14 protein-coding genes are annotated in these 16,923 nt (G+C 55.8%); 8 read left to right on the forward strand and 6 right to left on the reverse strand.

Annotation, left to right across the window (positions count from 1 at the left end):
* Window position 1 precedes the first annotated feature (1 nt).
* The 6 genes from nuoL to OAN307_RS10755 are packed head-to-tail and all read left to right on the forward strand — an operon-like array spanning window position 2 to window position 8,375.
* Window positions 2–2,173, forward strand: coding sequence for an NADH-quinone oxidoreductase subunit L (gene nuoL, locus OAN307_RS10730; protein WP_015499770.1), 2,172 nt, complete (start codon window positions 2–4; stop codon window positions 2,171–2,173).
* On the forward strand, window positions 2,173–3,714 hold the full coding sequence (locus tag OAN307_RS10735; RefSeq protein ID WP_015499771.1) for an NADH-quinone oxidoreductase subunit M: 1,542 nt from the start codon (window positions 2,173–2,175) through the stop codon (window positions 3,712–3,714). Before nuoL ends, OAN307_RS10735 begins: the two co-directional genes overlap by 1 nt.
* Before the next feature lie 11 nt (window positions 3,715–3,725).
* Window positions 3,726–5,165: an NADH-quinone oxidoreductase subunit NuoN gene (gene nuoN / locus OAN307_RS10740; protein ID WP_015499772.1), complete on the forward strand. Its 1,440-nt coding sequence runs from the start codon at window positions 3,726–3,728 to the stop codon at window positions 5,163–5,165.
* Entirely contained in the window at window positions 5,155–5,913 is a 759-nt protein-coding gene (locus tag OAN307_RS10745; protein ID WP_015499773.1) for a biotin--[acetyl-CoA-carboxylase] ligase, read from the forward strand. The genes nuoN and OAN307_RS10745 overlap by 11 nt, the downstream gene beginning before the upstream one ends.
* A gap of 13 nt (window positions 5,914–5,926) precedes the next feature.
* Window positions 5,927–6,703: a type III pantothenate kinase gene (locus tag OAN307_RS10750; RefSeq protein ID WP_015499774.1), complete on the forward strand. Its 777-nt coding sequence runs from the start codon at window positions 5,927–5,929 to the stop codon at window positions 6,701–6,703.
* Between the two features lies 1 nt (window position 6,704).
* Complete coding sequence (locus OAN307_RS10755) at window positions 6,705–8,375, forward strand: ribonuclease J (RefSeq protein ID WP_044043561.1); 1,671 nt, start codon at window positions 6,705–6,707, stop codon at window positions 8,373–8,375.
* 81 nt (window positions 8,376–8,456) lie between these two features.
* Here OAN307_RS10755 and OAN307_RS10760 read toward each other — a convergent pair whose 3' ends face one another.
* The 5 genes from OAN307_RS10760 to OAN307_RS10780 all read right to left on the reverse strand — a co-directional run bounded on the left by OAN307_RS10760 (window position 8,457) and on the right by OAN307_RS10780 (window position 14,032).
* Window positions 8,457–10,049, reverse strand: coding sequence for a DEAD/DEAH box helicase (locus OAN307_RS10760; RefSeq protein ID WP_015499776.1), 1,593 nt, complete (start codon window positions 10,047–10,049; stop codon window positions 8,457–8,459).
* A gap of 129 nt (window positions 10,050–10,178) precedes the next feature.
* On the reverse strand, window positions 10,179–10,775 hold the full coding sequence (locus OAN307_RS10765; protein ID WP_015499777.1) for a hypothetical protein: 597 nt from the start codon (window positions 10,773–10,775) through the stop codon (window positions 10,179–10,181).
* 78 nt (window positions 10,776–10,853) lie between these two features.
* Window positions 10,854–11,294 (reverse strand): hypothetical protein, encoded by a 441-nt coding sequence (locus OAN307_RS10770; protein WP_015499778.1) that lies wholly within the window; start codon window positions 11,292–11,294, stop codon window positions 10,854–10,856.
* Between the two features lie 115 nt (window positions 11,295–11,409).
* Window positions 11,410–13,005, reverse strand: a complete 1,596-nt coding sequence (locus OAN307_RS10775) for a peptide chain release factor 3 (RefSeq protein ID WP_015499779.1) — start codon at window positions 13,003–13,005, stop codon at window positions 11,410–11,412.
* Window positions 13,006–13,048: 43 nt separating this feature from the next.
* Entirely contained in the window at window positions 13,049–14,032 is a 984-nt protein-coding gene (locus OAN307_RS10780) for a Hint domain-containing protein (RefSeq protein ID WP_015499780.1), read from the reverse strand.
* Between the two features lie 154 nt (window positions 14,033–14,186).
* On the opposite strand from OAN307_RS10780, the gene OAN307_RS10785 reads away from it, so the two are divergent.
* Both OAN307_RS10785 and OAN307_RS10790 read left to right on the forward strand, forming a co-directional pair.
* Window positions 14,187–14,966 carry an SDR family oxidoreductase gene (locus OAN307_RS10785; RefSeq protein WP_015499781.1) on the forward strand — a complete coding sequence of 260 codons (780 nt, stop codon included), beginning with the start codon at window positions 14,187–14,189 and terminating at the stop codon, window positions 14,964–14,966.
* Between the two features lie 100 nt (window positions 14,967–15,066).
* Complete coding sequence (locus tag OAN307_RS10790) at window positions 15,067–16,173, forward strand: ABC transporter ATP-binding protein (RefSeq protein WP_015499782.1); 1,107 nt, start codon at window positions 15,067–15,069, stop codon at window positions 16,171–16,173.
* Here OAN307_RS10790 and OAN307_RS10795 read toward each other — a convergent pair.
* Window positions 16,108–16,806, reverse strand: coding sequence for a helix-turn-helix transcriptional regulator (locus tag OAN307_RS10795; protein ID WP_015499783.1), 699 nt, complete (start codon window positions 16,804–16,806; stop codon window positions 16,108–16,110). The two genes, OAN307_RS10790 and OAN307_RS10795, sit on opposite strands and share 66 nt — an antisense overlap.
* Between the last annotated feature and the right edge of the window lie 117 nt (window positions 16,807–16,923).

The raw sequence follows: 16,923 nt of genomic DNA on the forward strand, positions 1-16,923 counted from the left end.
CATGGAAACCATTACCCTATTCGCCCCGCTCGTCGGTGCCATTGTCGCCGGCTTTGGCTGGAAAATCATGGGCGAGGTTGCGGCGCAGTGGCTGACGACGGGTCTGCTGTTCCTTGCGGCGTTCTTCAGTTGGATCATCTTATTGACGTTCGACGCATCTGCGCATGAAAACGGCTACTACACGATTGAGCTGATGCGCTGGATCCAATCGGGAACGCTGGACGCGTCTTGGGGCATCCGCATGGATCGTCTTACGGCGATTATGTTGGTTGTGATCAACACGGTGTCGGCTTTGGTTCACCTGTATTCGTTCGGCTACATGGCGCACGATGAAAACTTCGGAGAAGGCGTGGCTTATAAGGCGCGGTTCTTTGCATACCTAAGCTTCTTTACCTTCGCGATGTTGATGCTGGTGACAGCAAACAATCTCGTGCAGATGTTCTTTGGTTGGGAAGGCGTGGGCGTTGCGTCGTATCTTTTGATCGGCTTTTACTATAAAAAACCATCCGCCAATGCTGCGGCGATAAAAGCGTTCGTCGTCAACCGTGTGGGCGATTTTGGATTTGCGCTTGGCATCTTTGCGATCTTCTACCTCACTGGATCGGTCAGCTTTGATGTGATCTTTGCTGAGGCCCCTGCGTTGGCCGAAACCACGCTGACGTTCTTGTGGCGTGATTGGAATGCCGCCGAAGTGATCGCGTTGCTGTTGTTCGTTGGCGCCATGGGTAAATCAGCGCAATTGTTCCTGCACACATGGTTGCCTGACGCGATGGAAGGCCCCACACCTGTGTCGGCGTTGATTCACGCCGCGACCATGGTGACGGCGGGTGTTTTCCTTATCTGCCGCATGTCGCCGATCATGGAATTCGCACCATCTGCGACCAGTTTTGTTGTCTTTATTGGCGCGTCCACAGCGTTTGTTGCGGCGACCATCGGTCTGGTTCAAAACGACATCAAACGCGTAATTGCTTATTCCACTATGTCGCAGCTGGGCTACATGTTTGTGGCTGCGGGCCTTGGGGTTTATTCCGTCGCGATGTTCCACCTGCTGACACATGCGTTCTTTAAGGCGATGTTGTTCCTAGGGGCGGGGTCGGTGATTCACGGGATGCACCACGAACAAGACATGCGAAACTACGGCGGGCTGCGCCACAAATTGCCATGGACGTTCCGCGCTATGATGATCGGCACGCTGGCGATCACAGGTTTCGGTATTCCGTTGCTGTATATTGGGTTCCCCGTCGGGTTTGCGGGCTTTGTGTCCAAGGACGCGATCATTGAATCCGCATATGCAGCGGGGGGTGGCTACGCATTCTGGATGTTGGTCGTCGCGGCGCTGTTCACCAGTTTTTATAGCTGGCGTCTGATGTTCTTGACGTTCTACGGCAAACCGCGCGGCGATAAGCATACCCATGAACATGCACATGAATCGCCCAACGTGATGCTCGCGCCCCTCGCGGTGCTTGCGATTGGCGCGGTCTTTGCGGGCATGCTGTTTTACAAGCCGTTCTTCGGAAACGCGAAATATGTTGGCCAGTATTTTGGTGTGGCTTACGCTGAACAGGGTGCACACGCTGAAGGCGGCGATGATCACGCCGATGAGGCTGCTGAGAGCCATGGCGAAGAAAACCACGGCGACCAAACCACGAATGATGAGGCCAACGGCTACGACGAAGCCGAAAGCCACGGTGAGGTCCATTACGCATTTGCAGGTGAGCCGGGTCAGGGCGCGATCTATGTGTCGCCCGACAATACCACCCTTGATGATGCCCATAGCGTCCCGATATGGGTGAAATTGTCACCGTTTGTCGCGATGGTACTGGGTTTTTCCATGGCTTGGTTGTTCTATATTCGCAGTCCGCATTTGCCGCGCCAGCTCGCGCAGCAGCAGGCACCGCTGTATAATTTCCTGCTCAATAAGTGGTATTTTGATGAACTGTACGACGCGATTTTCGTGAAGCCAGCCATGTGGCTGGGCAAGTTCCTGTGGAAGCGCGGTGATGGCAATATCATCGACGGTGGTTTGAACGGAATTGCGTTGGGTATAGTCCCCATGCTGACCCGCCTCGCGGGGCGGGCGCAGTCCGGTTATGTCTTCACCTACGTGTTTGCCATGGTAATCGGCCTTGTGGTGATCCTCACCTACTTCACGATCACGGGGAACTATGAATAATGGATAACCTTCTTTCCATCACCACGTTCATCCCCGCGATTGCTGCCGGTATCCTCGCGGTGTTCTTACGCGACGATAATGAGGCCGCGCAGCGCAATGCCAAATGGCTGGCCATGGCTGCCACCACGATGACGTTTCTTGTGTCGCTGTTCATTCTGTTCGGTTTCGATGCGCAGGATACAGGGTTTCAGTTCGTCGAAGAACGCACATGGATCATGGGCCTAAACTACAAAATGGGCGTTGACGGGATATCGATCCTATTTGTGATGTTGACCACGTTCCTGATGCCGATCGTGATCGCATCGTGTTGGACAGTGAACACCCGCGTCAAAGAATATATGATTGCATTCCTGTTGTTGGAAACGCTGATGCTCGGCGTGTTCATGGCGCTGGATCTTGTGTTGTTCTACCTGTTCTTTGAAGCTGGTCTGATCCCGATGTTCCTGATCATTGGCATCTGGGGCGGCAAGGACCGCATCTATGCGTCGTTCAAATTCTTTCTTTATACCTTCCTTGGTTCTGTGCTGATGCTGGTGGCGATGGTTGGCATGTTTTCGGCGGCTGGCACGACGGACATTCCATCTTTGATGGGCTTTCCGTTTAACACCGACGATTTTGCTATCCTTGGTATCCAGATCGTTGGCGGCATGCAGACGTTGCTTTGGCTGGCGTTCTTTGCGTCCTTTGCGGTGAAAATGCCGATGTGGCCAGTCCATACTTGGCTGCCCGATGCGCACGTGCAGGCGCCGACTGCGGGGTCCGTTGTACTGGCAGCAATCCTGCTGAAAATGGGTGGTTACGGTTTCTTGCGCTTCTCGCTGCCGATGTTCCCTGTGGGATCAGACGTTATGGCGCCGCTGGTGCTTTGGATGTCTGCGATCGCGATCGTTTACACGTCGCTTGTGGCACTGGTGCAAGAAGACATGAAGAAACTGATCGCTTATTCATCCGTCGCCCATATGGGATTCGTGACGATGGGTATTTTCACGTTTAACCAACAGGGCCTTGATGGTGCGATCTTCCAGATGATCTCACACGGCTTCATTTCGGGTGCTTTGTTCTTGTGTGTGGGCGTGATCTACGACCGGATGCACACCCGCGAAATTGACGCTTACGGCGGTCTCGTAAACCGCATGCCAGCCTACGCGATGATTTTCATGTTCTTCACGATGGCAAATGTCGGCCTGCCGGGAACGTCTGGCTTCGTTGGTGAATTCCTTACGCTGGTCGGTGTGTTCCAAGTCAACACATGGGTTGCCGCCGTCGCTACGTCCGGTGTGATCTTGTCGGCGGCCTATGCGCTGTGGCTGTATCGCCGCGTCGTTATGGGTGATCTGATTAAGGAGAGCCTTAAAACCATCACCGACATGACGACCCGTGAGCGTTGGATTTTCACGCCGTTGGTCGTCATGACCCTGCTTTTGGGCGTCTATCCCGCCCTTGTCACCGATATTATCGGGCCATCGGTCGCCGCATTGGTGGACCAAGTTGAAACTGCTCAGGCGGCGTATGACGCGGCCACGCAAGCGGCCCAGAACTAAGGAAACGACAGATGATGTCCCAAGATTTGAACGCCATCCTGCCGGAAATCATCCTGTCGCTGTTTGCGATGGGCGCGCTTCTGGCGGCGGTTTACACGGTGAAAGACAAAGCTGCGCCATTGCTGGTCTGGATCACATCCGGCCTGTTTGTCGTACTCGCGTTCTGGATTGCCACCACGGGTGAGGGAACAACCACAGCGTTCTCTGGCATGTTCGTTGATGATGCATTTTCGCGCTTCGCAAAGGTTGCTATTCTACTTGCCGCTGCCGCCGTTCTGGTGATGTCACAAGATTATATGGCCAAACGCGATCTGCTGCGGTTCGAATATCCGATCCTGATTGCCTTGTCGGTTGTAGGCATGATGATGATGGTATCTGCGGGCGACTTGATGTTGCTTTATATGGGGTTAGAACTGCAATCACTGGCCTTGTACGTTGTCGCGTCCCTGCGTCGTGACAGCCTGAAATCCACCGAAGCGGGCCTGAAGTATTTCGTGCTCGGCGCATTGTCGTCGGGTCTGTTGCTGTACGGTGCATCGTTGACCTACGGTTTCTCTGGTACGACGTCGTTTGTCGGTATTCTAGAGGCGACGGATGGTGGTGTGTCGCTCGGCCTGTTGTTCGGCCTTGTGTTTATGACCACTGGCTTCGCGTTCAAAGTGTCAGCTGCGCCGTTCCATATGTGGACGCCGGATGTCTATGAAGGGTCGCCAACACCTGTCACGGCCTTTTTCGCGACGGCCCCGAAGATTGCGGCGATGGCATTGTTTGCGCGGGTGATGCACGATGCGTTCGGCGAATCGGTTGACGACTGGCAGCAGATTGTTGCGTTCCTGTCGGTCCTGTCCATGTTCATTGGTGGCATTGCAGCCATCGGGCAGACGGACATCAAACGCCTGATGGCCTATTCTTCCATCGCACATATGGGCTTTGCGCTTATGGGGCTGGCGGCGGGGACGGCGTTTGGCGTGCAGGCGATGCTGGTTTATCTGGCGATCTATGTGGCGATGAACATCGGGACGTTTGCGTTCATTCTATCGATGGAAAAGGACGGCATGCCTGTCACCAACATCGCGTCGCTGAACATGTATTCCAAACGCGAACCGCTCAAGGCGCTTGCGATGCTAATCTTGCTGTTCTCCCTCGCGGGCGTTCCACCAATGCTTGGCTTCTTTGGTAAGTTCTACGTCCTGCGGGCGGCTTACGGTGCGGGGCTTGGGTGGCTTGCGGTTGCGGGCGTCGTAGCGTCTGTCATCGGTGCGTTCTATTATCTGCGCATCGTGTTTTTCATGTACTTCGGGTCCGAACAGGACGTGCAGTTGGATCGCAATAGATCAACCGTGTTGTGGGGCTTCTTGGTGGCATCAGCCACGGTGATGATTCTAGGCGTTATAAACCTGTTTGGGATTGAACCGCTCGCCAAAGCTGCGTCGTTGGCTCTTGTCAATTGAAATTGCGGACTGGCCGGCCGGGGTCGGCCGTTTTTCGTTTGATGAAGTCACGTCGACCCTTGATGTTGCTTGCGAACAGGCGGTGCAGCACCAGAACGCCACATGGTTCACGGCGATCCGTCAAACGGCGTCACGGGGGCGGCGGGGCAGGCCTTGGGTCGCCCCTGTGGGTAATTTTTACGGTACACTTTCGGTGCCCTGCAGCGACCCGGAAACGGCGTCACTGCGCAGTTTTGTTGCCGCCCTTGCAGTGCATGATGCTTTACGTGCGGTGATGGGTGATGGTCCAAAACTGGCGTTGAAATGGCCCAATGATGTGTTGCTGAATGATGGCAAGGTTGCGGGTATTCTGCTGGAAAGCATTTTGGTGCAGGGCCAGATGTGGGGCGTAGCCGTGGGGATCGGGGTGAACCTGATCGCCGCGCCTGACATGGCGCAGGTCGAAGAGGGCGCGCTCTACCCAGTGTCGGTGAAAACTGAGTCCGGGGTCGATGTGACGCCCGACGCGTTCCTAAAACACCTTGCGCCAGCATTCGCACAGTGGGATGGGCAATTGACCACCTACGGCTTTGCCCCTATCCGCACAGCATGGTTGGCACGTGCCGCGCGGCTTGGTGAAACCATTACCGCACGTCTTCCAACTGAAGATGTAATTGGGCGCTTTGATACTGTCGATGAAAACGGCTATCTGGTCCTGAACACCGCCAAAGGACCGCGAAACATCGCGGCGGCGGATGTGTTTTTCTAGGAAGGGTGGCCAAATGCTGCTGTGCATCGATACAGGAAATACCAACACAGTCTTCGCCCTTTGGGACGGGACTGAATTCCTTTGCACATTTCGCTGTGCGACCGAATGGCAGCGTACGGCAGACCAGTATTTCGTCTGGTGGAGCACGCTTTTGCACCACAACAAGATCGATGCAGAAATAGACGAGGTGATCATCTCGTCAACCGTGCCGCGCGTGGTGTTCAATCTGCGCGTGATGTCGGATCGCTATTTCAACACGCGACCCTATGTGATCGGTAAGCCGGACTGCCTGTTGCCCATTGCCCCGCGCGTGGACGCGGGGGTACAAGTTGGACCTGATCGTCTGGCAAATGCGACAGCCGCATTTGACCGCCACGGCGGTGATGTGGTGGTTGTGGATTTTGGGACTGCAACGAACTTTGACGTCGTGGCCCATGATGGCGCCTACGTTGGCGGCGTAATTGCTCCCGGTGTGAACCTCAGCCTTGAAGCGCTCCACCAAGCGGCCGCCGCATTGCCCCACGTCGATATTACCAAACCGCAGTCCGTGATCGGAACAAACACCGTGGCCTGCATACAATCGGGTATTTTCTGGGGCTATGTCGGCCTCATTAATGGCCTGTGTGAACGGATAAAGGGCGAGTACGGCCGCCCCATGAAAGTCGTAGGAACCGGAGGGCTGGCACCATTGTTTTCAAGTGGTTACGCCCTTTTTGATACAATCGAAGATGACCTGACGATGCACGGACTGACCGTGATCCACAGGTACAACAAGGACCAAAATAACTAATATGAGCAAAGCTAGATTAATGTATCTCCCCCTCGGTGGCGCGGGCGAGATTGGTATGAATTGTTACGTTTACGGCTATGGCCCCGCGGACGCAGAACGCCTGATCGTCGTGGATTTGGGTGTCACGTTCCCCGACATGGACGGCACACCGGGGGTCGATTTGATCCTGCCGGATATTTCGTGGCTCGCAGCCCGCAAAAGCCAGATTGAGGCGATTTTCATCACCCACGGTCACGAAGACCACGTTGGCGCTGTTGGTCATTTGTACGAACGCCTTGGTGCGCCAATTTATGCGCGTGCGTTCACGGCCAACCTCGCGCGGCGCAAGATGTCTGAACACGGGTTCTCTGACAAGACCGTGAAGACTGTCGGCAAATGGCCAGAAACCGTAAAGGCTGGCCCGTTTGAGGTTGGATTTGTGCCGATTTCGCATTCGATACCCGAAAGCTCGGGCCTCGTGATCGACAGCAAAGGGGGGCGGATCATCCACACCGGCGATTTCAAGATTGATGTCGAACCCGGTATCGGTGAGCCGTTCGATCATGATCTTTGGGCGTCATTGGGCAAAGACGGTGTCAAAGCGCTGGTGTGCGATTCCACCAATGTGTTTTCGCGCGAAGAAGGCCGCAGCGAGTCCACTGTCGGGCCAGAGATCGAAAAGTTCCTAATCAACGCCAAAGGCATGGTTGCGGCGACCACATTTGCGTCCAACGTGTCGCGCGTTCGCACGATTGCGCTGGCAGCTGAACGTGCGGGTCGGTCTGTGTGTTTGCTGGGCCGTTCCATGCGACGCATGGTCGAAGCCGCAACCGAAGTTGGCATTTTGAACGACTTCCCAAATGTGATTCCACCAGAAGACGTGGGCAATTTCCCGCGCGAAAACGTGCTGTTGTTGGTGACAGGATCGCAAGGCGAACGCCGCGCAGCGTCTGCACAACTGGCCAACGGCAAGTACATGGGCATCACGATGAAAGAGGGCGACACGTTCCTGTTTTCATCCAAAACCATTCCTGGAAACGAGAAGGGTGTCATCCATGTCATGAACCAATTCAGTGAGTTGGGTGTTGATGTGGTCGACGATTCCAGTGGCGGGTTGTATCATGTTTCCGGCCACGCGAACCGCCCCGATCTGGACACCATGCGCGATTTGATCAAGCCACAAACGCTGATCCCGATGCACGGTGAACACCGCCACTTGCGCGAGCACGTTAAGATCGGCGAGGCCGCTGGCGTACAAGGCGTGCTGGCTGTAAACGGGATGATGATTGATCTGTCCGGCAACAAGCCGAAGGTTGTTGAGCACATCGAGACGGGCCGCATGTATCTGGATGGATCGGTCAAAGTCGGCCAGTTTGACGGTGTGGTCCGCGACCGCATTCGCATGGCACTAAATGGCCATGTGATCGTGACGCTGATCATTGACGAAAACGGTGATCCGATGGGTGACCCTTGGTGCGAAATCATGGGCCTGCCAAAACAGGGGCGTAACAATGCGCCGCTCGCGGATGTCCTAGAAGAAGACCTGAGCCAGTTCTTGGCGCGCGCCAATGATCGCACGTTGGCCGATGATGATAAGCTCGAAAAAGAGCTGCGCACCATCACGCGTAAGACCGCCCATGGCGAAATTGGCAAGAAGCCAGAAGTGACTGTGGTTATTTCACGACTGGCGTAAATCCAGCCTGATAACAAAACCATAAAAACAAAAAAGGGGCACCCGATTGGGTGCCCCTTTTTTGTTTGTTAGTTGAACGGTTTAGTCGTCTTGGCGTTCATCAAAACTCATTGTGATGAAGGTTGGTGCGTCGTCACCCATTCCCACAACCTTTGGGCCACGATCGTGGTTGTCGCGCCCGCCCCGATTACGGCCAGCGCGTGATTGTTCACGTTTCGAATTGTCGGAATGGTCCTGCCGCGGTGCGTGCTGCGTCGGTTCAAACCTTATCGGTTCAGCGCTCGGCGTTTCAACTTTTGTTGTTTCGACCTTTGGCGTCTCGGCCTTGGGTACGTGCGTTTCAGGCGCTTCGACTTTAGGTGTGTCCTGCTTGGGTGCTTCAGATTGTGCAGTTTCTATAGGCGCAGTTACGGCTTTTTCCGCGTCATTCTTACGGCCACGACCACCACGGGTCCTCGTGCGCTTGGGCCTGTCGTCGATTGTCGCTACGACCTCTGCAGGTTTCGCAGAAGGCGCGGCCGAAGGCATTCCCGGCAGGTCCATTCTGGGGACCGCCATTTCCACAAGCCGTTCAATATCATCGAGATTCTTCTGGTCGCGCGGTGTGCAAATCATGATCGTTGCACCCGTTTTGCCCGCACGACCCGTGCGACCAATCCGGTGCACATAGTCTTCTGCGTGGCTGGGAACGTCGTAGTTAAACACGTGGCTCACGTTGGGAATATCGAGGCCACGGGCCGCAACATCAGACGCCACGAGAAAACGCAGCGTCCCATCGCGGAATTTCGCAAGTGTGCGCATCCGATGCGATTGTTCAAGATCCCCATGGATCGGAGAGGCGTCAAGACCCGCCTTCGTCATGGACTTCGCAACGGCATCGACGTCAATTTTGCGGTTACAAAAAATGATCCCGTTGCGGCAGTTCGCACCTTCACTAGCAATGATATCACGCAGCAGTTTTTGTTTTTCGATCGCCTCAGAGGTTTTCTTGGAGCCTTTGAACATAATTACGCCCTGCGTAATCGTTTCCGACGTCGTCGCGGCGCGCGCGACTTCGATTTTGGCGGGGTTGGACAGGAATGTATTGGTAATCCGCTCAATCTCGGGCGCCATCGTCGCAGAGAAGAACAGCGTTTGGCGGGTGAAGGGTGTCAGCCCGAAAATTCGTTCGATATCAGGGATAAAACCCATGTCGAGCATCCGGTCAGCCTCATCGACGACCATGATTTTCACGTCTGACAGGATCAGTTTGCCGCGTTCAAAATGATCCAGAAGGCGACCAGGGGTTGCGATCAGAACGTCGACCCCCCGATCAATCAGGTTGTCTTGTTCTTTGAACGACACGCCACCAATCAACAACGCTTTGGTCAGCTTGGTGTATTTGGCGTAAGTATCAAAATTTTCAGCCACTTGCGCGGCCAATTCACGTGTCGGCGCCAGTACTAAGGACCGTGGCATCCGCGCTCGCGCACGGCCACGTTTCAGCATTGTAATCATCGGCAGCGTGAAACCAGCAGTTTTGCCGGTGCCCGTCTGGGCGATCCCCAGCACGTCGCGGCCTTCCAATGCGGGGGGAATCGCACCGGCTTGAATGGGGGTCGGCGTTGTGTAGCCGGTCTCTTCGACGGCCTTTAGGACCTTTGCGTCGAGCTTTAAGTCGCTGAATTTAATCAAGTTATTCCTTTCGCGGAGTTTGCAGGCTAATTGCCGCAATCGTCACGCGGCTGGGCTGGCCATATTGCCTGCCCTTTGGGTGGCGAACACTTACGTCTGGGCCGCGCTAACGTCAAGGAAACAAAGGGGTTACCCCGCAGAGTGATGGATTTGGGGGATATATCCGCCACGTAAAACGTTAATCATGGGCGGCGCGGTGAGGACCATAACGGTGCCCGTGGGCCGTCGTTTTGGTGCGCCGTAGCCTGAGGGGGTGTAAGGCCGCGCGGATTCTATGGTTAATAAGTTGATTTCGTTTGTTTTAATGAATGTTCCTGCGGGCAATGTGGCGACGTCTGCGTGGTGGATCTGCAGGGCGCGCGCGCCGTGAACGGCACGGGCGGCATGCAGGATCGCGTCCATCTGCGGCGACTTCAAGTCACCGCCCCAAGCATCTGAAAACGCGTTATAATTTGACCTGTGGCAATAGGCACAAGGTCGGTGTCCGGCGGACAGCGCGACAGCTTCATCTAGGAAAAACAGCGCTGTCCATTTGTGGCCTGTCATCACATCACGTCGCCGGTTCTGCCAATCGAGCGTGCAACAAATCCACGCGCGATGTTTCCACAGCGCGGGGCCCATGACCTTGTCAGAGGTATGCAAAACTCCGCGATTTCCGGTGAACACGCCACGCATCGCAACATCTGTGATTTGCCCGTCAGGTTGGACGCTATTGCGCAATGTCACAGTGTTTTATCGGTTTCGTACAAAAGTCTCACGCGCTTGCGTATGGTTTTGACAAAGATATAATAGCGCACTTGGACGCTACAAGGCGCGGGCGTCGGTCATCACGGTCGTCTGCCACGTCTCCGGATCGGTGACGGCTTGCAAAGCGCCGCGCAGTGTGATGCGGCTGCCTTCTTCAAAACCTGTCAAAGGGTCTGCCATGGTGACTTGCAAGGATGTGCCGTGTTCGGGGGATCCACAGAACGGGCAAAATCCCATGTCGGACACAAGAATGAAGTCGGTTATTTCGGGCCCGTTGGTCAGTGGTACGACGTAGCCGGTGATGTCGAACTGATCGATGCCGTTTTCCACGGCGGCGGGAAAAATCTTGCGTACTTCGTATGTTGTGTCCGTCACGATTTCTTCGATTAAGATTGCGGCCAGAAGATCCCATGACGCGACCATATCATCGGCCCAAACGGCCCCAGCCGACAGTGTTATGGGGGCAGCGAGTGCGGCGAACGATATGGAACTTTTCATGCGGACTATCCTTAGATTTGGGCGATTTGGGACGACGTTATGAAATTTGCCCGTGCTGATCAATAATCCAAGATCGGCCTCGGCGGTTTGTTGCAAGAACGACTCAAGTTTCGTGTCAGGCCATCATTTCCTTGGTCGCGGTCAGGCTGATATCGGGGTAGTCGCGCCCGACGCGGTCGATGTCCCACTGCAGGCGTGTCAGGTAGACGGTGTCGCCGTCGCTGTCGGTTCCGATGTGCAATTTATTGGCGGTGACGAATTTTTCGATTGCCAACTTGTCACCGGACACCCAGCGGGCTGAGGTGAATTGTGACTGTTCAAACCGCACGGGCAGGCCGTATTCCAGTTCAATCCTGCTGGCCAAGACCTCAAATTGCAACGGGCCAACGACGCCAACGATGAAGCCGGAACCAAATGAGGGTTTGAACACCTTTGCCGCGCCTTCTTCGGCAAATTGCATCAGTGCTTTTTCGAGGTGTTTGGATTTCAACGGATCGCCCGAACGCACGCCTTGCAGCAATTCGGGCGCGAAGCTGGGGATGCCTTTGACGTTGAGGATTTCGCCTTCGGTCAATGTATCGCCGATGCGCAATTGGCCGTGGTTGGGAATGCCGATGATGTCGCCGGCCCATGCTTCTTCGGCGAGTTCACGATCAGACGCGAGGAACAGAACAGGATTAGAAATTGCCATCTGCTTTTTTGTGCGTACGTGGGTCAGTTTTTGCCCACGCGTAAAGTGGCCCGATGCCATGCGCACAAACGCGACGCGGTCGCGGTGTTTGGGATCCATGTTGGCCTGAACCTTGAACACAAAGCCGGTGACGGTCTTTTCTTCCGGCAGGATCGTGCGGGGCTGGGCGGTTTGCGGCTGGGGTTCGGGGCCATATTGACTGATCCCTTCCATCAATTCGCGCACGCCAAATGAATTGATCGCAGAGCCAAACCATATAGGGGTCATCGTCCCTTCGAGGACGGCCTTGGGGTCGAGTTTTGGTAGCAGTTCTTTCGCCATTTCGATTTCTTCGCGGAATTGATCAAGGAGGCGTTCTGGAACGTATTCTTCCCATTTCGGGTCATCCAAGCCCTTGATCTCAACGCTTGCGGCGACAGTGTTTCGATCCGCGCGGTCCATAATATCCAGTCGGTCGCGCAGGATGTCGTAACAGCCAATGAAATCGCGGCCTGTTCCAATGGGCCAGCTTGCGGGTGTCACATCAATCGCGAGATTTTCTTGGATTTCATCGATGATTTCAAAGGTATCACGGCTTTCTCGGTCCATTTTGTTACAGAACGTCAGGATCGGTAGATCGCGCAGGCGGCAGACTTCGAACAGTTTGCGGGTCTGGGATTCCACGCCTTTAGCCCCGTCAATGACCATGACAGCGGCGTCCACGGCTGTAAGCGTACGGTAGGTGTCTTCGGAAAAATCAGAGTGTCCGGGGGTGTCGACAAGATTGTAGCGGAAGTGTTTGTAATCAAAAGACATTGCCGATGCAGACACAGAAATTCCGCGATCCTTTTCCATCTGCATAAAGTCGGATCGCGTGCGCCGTGCTTCACCTTTGGCGCGCACTTGGCCTGCCATCTGGATCGCCCCGCCAAACAACAGGAACTTTTCCGTCAGGGTCGTCTTGCCTGCGTCGGGGTGCGAGATGATCGCAAAGGTCCGGCGGCGGGCAATTTCAGCGGGGAGGGCGGGTCGATTTGTCATGACCTGCGCTATAACGGGGCGGTGCGTCAGGCGCAATCGGCCCTTAACTAGAAGACGCGCGTTTCAGTAGCGCCACGACGTCTGGACGGTTGGCGAGGCTTTCGGTGACTTCAAACGCTTCGTGGAGCGTGTCGAGGTGATTGGCCGCGCTGACGCCATCGGGCAGGGCGGCGCGGGTGCGCGCGTCAACCAGCAGTGTTTCTGCGGCGATGCCTTCCGCGTAGATAATCTGGTGGTCGTCAAATAGGATCTGGAAATAGTCCACAAAGCCACCGTCCTGTTGATACACAGACGTGCCGTTGATCAGGTGGCGGACTTTGACCAGCACCTCGGATCTGCCAGCGCCAATGCGGTCTTCGCGCTGGTAGATGAACAGGCGGTGATCGGGAGAGAGTACCAGATCGCGGTTATTGAACAACGCACCTGCGGTGATGACAACGGGGGCGTAATCGCCTACGGCGCGCACTGTTGTATTGCCAATCCAGCGAATTTTCTGTGGGCCTGCATCGCGGGTGAGGATGCGGTCGTCGATTTTAAGGTCTTCAATCGGGACCTGCGTACCGGATGCCAGAGTGATGTGGGTGCCACGGGCAAAGCGCACACAGGCAACATCGCCAAATTTTGCCGCCACTGCATCGCGGTTGGCTCCAACGAGGCGGTAATCATATTCGGCACCCAGCGTGGCCAGCGGCATCATGTAAACTTCGGCGGCCTCATCACCTTCGACTTCGACCAAGATCAGCGCTTCGTAGGTAGTGCTGTCAGGGGCCATCAAGGTGATTACGCAATCAAGGTACAGCAAATTTCCCGGTGTCCCGATCGTCGTATCTTCGGCCACGACGAAGGCTGTGCCGTCGCCTTTCTCATATGTTAGTGCCTTACGCGTCAGGTTCGGGCCAAGCTGGTACACGTCATCAAGCATCAGTTCATCCATGAACGTCACGCCTTCCCCTTCGGCCACGCCTTCGGTCACGACAAAATCGTTTGACGCGAAAACGGCGATGGTCTTGTGGGCGGTTTCGGTCATGAGTGGGTTCCCTAATAAATGGGGGTGGTCATTTCGAAGTCATCTACCTTAGAAATAGGGCGGAATATCGTCAACAGTTCGTCTGTAGAGGGGCGATTGTTGATCATCAATCAAATCATGGGGTTATAGGCCTCGTTTCAAGGAGGATTGCGAAATGGACATGGGCATCAAAGGCAAGCGGGCACTGGTTTGTGCGTCGTCAAAGGGTCTCGGACGAGGCTGCGCCGAGGCGTTGGCAGCGGAGGGCGTTGATTTAGTGTTGAACGCACGTGGGTCTGACGCATTAGAGGCGACGGCTGCCACGATCCGCGCAGTACACGGCGTGGATGTGGTTACGGTTGCTGCAGATATAACCACACTCGAGGGTCAGGCGGTAGTCTTAGCCGCAGCGCAAGGCGTCGATATCTTGGTAACAAATGCGGGCGGTCCGCCGCCCGGCCTGTGGTCGGATTGGGACCGCGACGCGTTTATCGCGGCACTTGACGCCAATATGCTGACCCCGATTGCGCTGATCCAAGCACTGGTGCCCGCAATGATGGATCGCGGCTGGGGCCGTGTGATCAACATTACATCTGGATCCGTCAAAGCGCCGATTCCGGTTCTCGGCCTGTCCAACACGGCCCGCGCTGGTCTGACAGGATTTGTGGCGGGCACATCGCGGCAGGTCGCAGGGTCTGGCGTGACGATCAACAACCTGTTGCCCGGTATTCACGCAACGGATCGCGCACAGTCTTTAGACAAGGGCGTGAGCGATGCGCAGGGGATTTCCATGGCGCAGGCGAAAGTGAACCGCGAGGCCACGATCCCCGCTGGGCGCTATGGTACGGCGCAAGAATTCGGCGCTGCCTGTACGTTTTTGTGTTCGGCGCATGCGGGTTTCATTGTCGGTCAGAACCTGTTGTTGGATGGCGGGGCGGTCAACGCGACGCTCTAGTGGGCGCCCGCGCGGCTTGGTCCCATGACTTGCCCTTGGGGGGACGCGTTGTTATCTGCGATCCATACCCGATATTTTCGGTAAGGATTAAAGGCCTGCATTGGTGAGCGACACTTCCCCCCTTCAACCGCGTCTTGAAATTCGCAATCTGGTGCGCAGCTTTGGCGGGCGGCGGGTTGTGGATGACGTGTCGCTGTCGATCATGCCGGGGCAGGTGACGTGTTTGCTGGGGCCGTCGGGCTGCGGCAAATCCACAACATTGCGGATGATTGCAGGCATCGAAAAGCAAAACGCGGGGTCGATCTGGGCTGATGGGGAACTGGTGTGCGATGGGGTGTTCCGCGTGCCGCCAGAGGGTCGCGCGACAGGCCTGATGTTTCAGGATTTCGCGCTGTTCCCGCATTTGAGCGTGGCAGGTAATGTCGCCTACGGGCTGTCGGGGCGCGCGTCCAAGACCCGTGGGCGCGTCGAACAACTGCTGGAACGTGTTGGCATGTTGGCACATATTGACCGCTATCCCCACGAGCTTTCAGGCGGCGAACAACAGCGCGTCGCGCTGGCCCGCGCACTTGCGCCACGCCCTAAAATCATGCTGATGGATGAACCTTTTTCGGGCCTCGATGACCGCCTTCGGGATGACATCCGCGATGAGACGTTGGACGTGCTGAAAGCCGAAGGCACCGCCGTTTTGCTTGTCACCCATGAACCCGGTGAGGCGATGCGCATGGCTGACGAAATCGCACTGATGCGGGATGGTAAGATCGTTCAGATGGGTGCGCCGTATAATATCTACAACACGCCGGTGGACAAAGAGGCCGCCGGTTTCTTTAGTGATATTAATGTCGTGCCAGCGAAAGTGCAGGGCGCGCTGGCGGTCACACCGTTTGGTCAGTTCCTTGTGCCCGGTGTGGCTGATGGCACGGCTGTGGACATCGTGATCCGGCCGCAACATCTGAAAATCGACTTTGATCGCTCGGGCAAGGGCCCCAATTCCACAATTGCTGACGGCACGCCCGCACGAGGCACGGTCAAACGGGCGCGGTTTATGGGATTTGAAAGTCTGGTGGAATTTGTCCTTGATGATGGCAGTGAGATGAAGGCGGTGATTCCTTCTGTATTTTTGCCCAAAAAGGGCATGGTGTTATGGCTGATGATCCGGCGCGACAAATGTTTCATATTCCCGCGACCCAGCGAAGGCGCGACTTGATTGGTAATCTTCCAGCCGCTTACCTTCTTCTTGCACAAACAAACTCGGCAAGATGCGCAGTGACGTGATTTCGTCGATGCGCAGGTCGTCAAATTTGCGGGTGGTGTCGCACCACACCACGCAGGTCCAAAGTCGGCCCCAGTAGTCCAGTTGCAGGGGGCGAACCGTTCGGTCGTGGGTTCCGGTGCTGAGCAATAATTTTTGCCGCGCGCGGATGGCGCTACGGATTTTCGGCAGGTGCTGGAACCCTCGCGCGGCGTCTGCGAACGGATAAACCGCAAGCGCCCTTGGTGCATTGACCTCTGGCAACACCCCGTCGAGTTTTGTTGCCAAACTGGATGCGGCGGCGGCCAGATCGGGGTCGTGCGATTGGCGCATCGCGGCAAGGCCGACATGCAAAGCTTCGAGTTCGGCCATAGACAGGTTCAGCGGCGGCAGGGTGATCGCGGCGGTGATGCGGTAGCCTGTGCCGCGCTGGCCCTCAACGGGTACACCGGATTTAGCCAGCGTTTCCATGTCGCGGTAAATCGTGCGCAGGGACACGTTCATCGCGACAGCCAAATCAGCTGCGCGGTGCAAGCCAGCGCTGCGCAAGTGGCGAATCAGGGTCATCAATCGGTCAGCGCGGCGCATGTTTGTCCTCCGGTTGTGGCAGTTTATGACATAAAACTGTCAGTTGCCAGAATAGTGGCACAACATACCGCAAACCCTTGCGGATTGGGGAGCAATTCAGGCGTTTTGGCCTTTTAA

Origin of the sequence: Octadecabacter antarcticus 307 (assembly GCF_000155675.2) — a bacterium.
In the GTDB taxonomy this organism is placed as follows: domain Bacteria; phylum Pseudomonadota; class Alphaproteobacteria; order Rhodobacterales; family Rhodobacteraceae; genus Octadecabacter; species Octadecabacter antarcticus.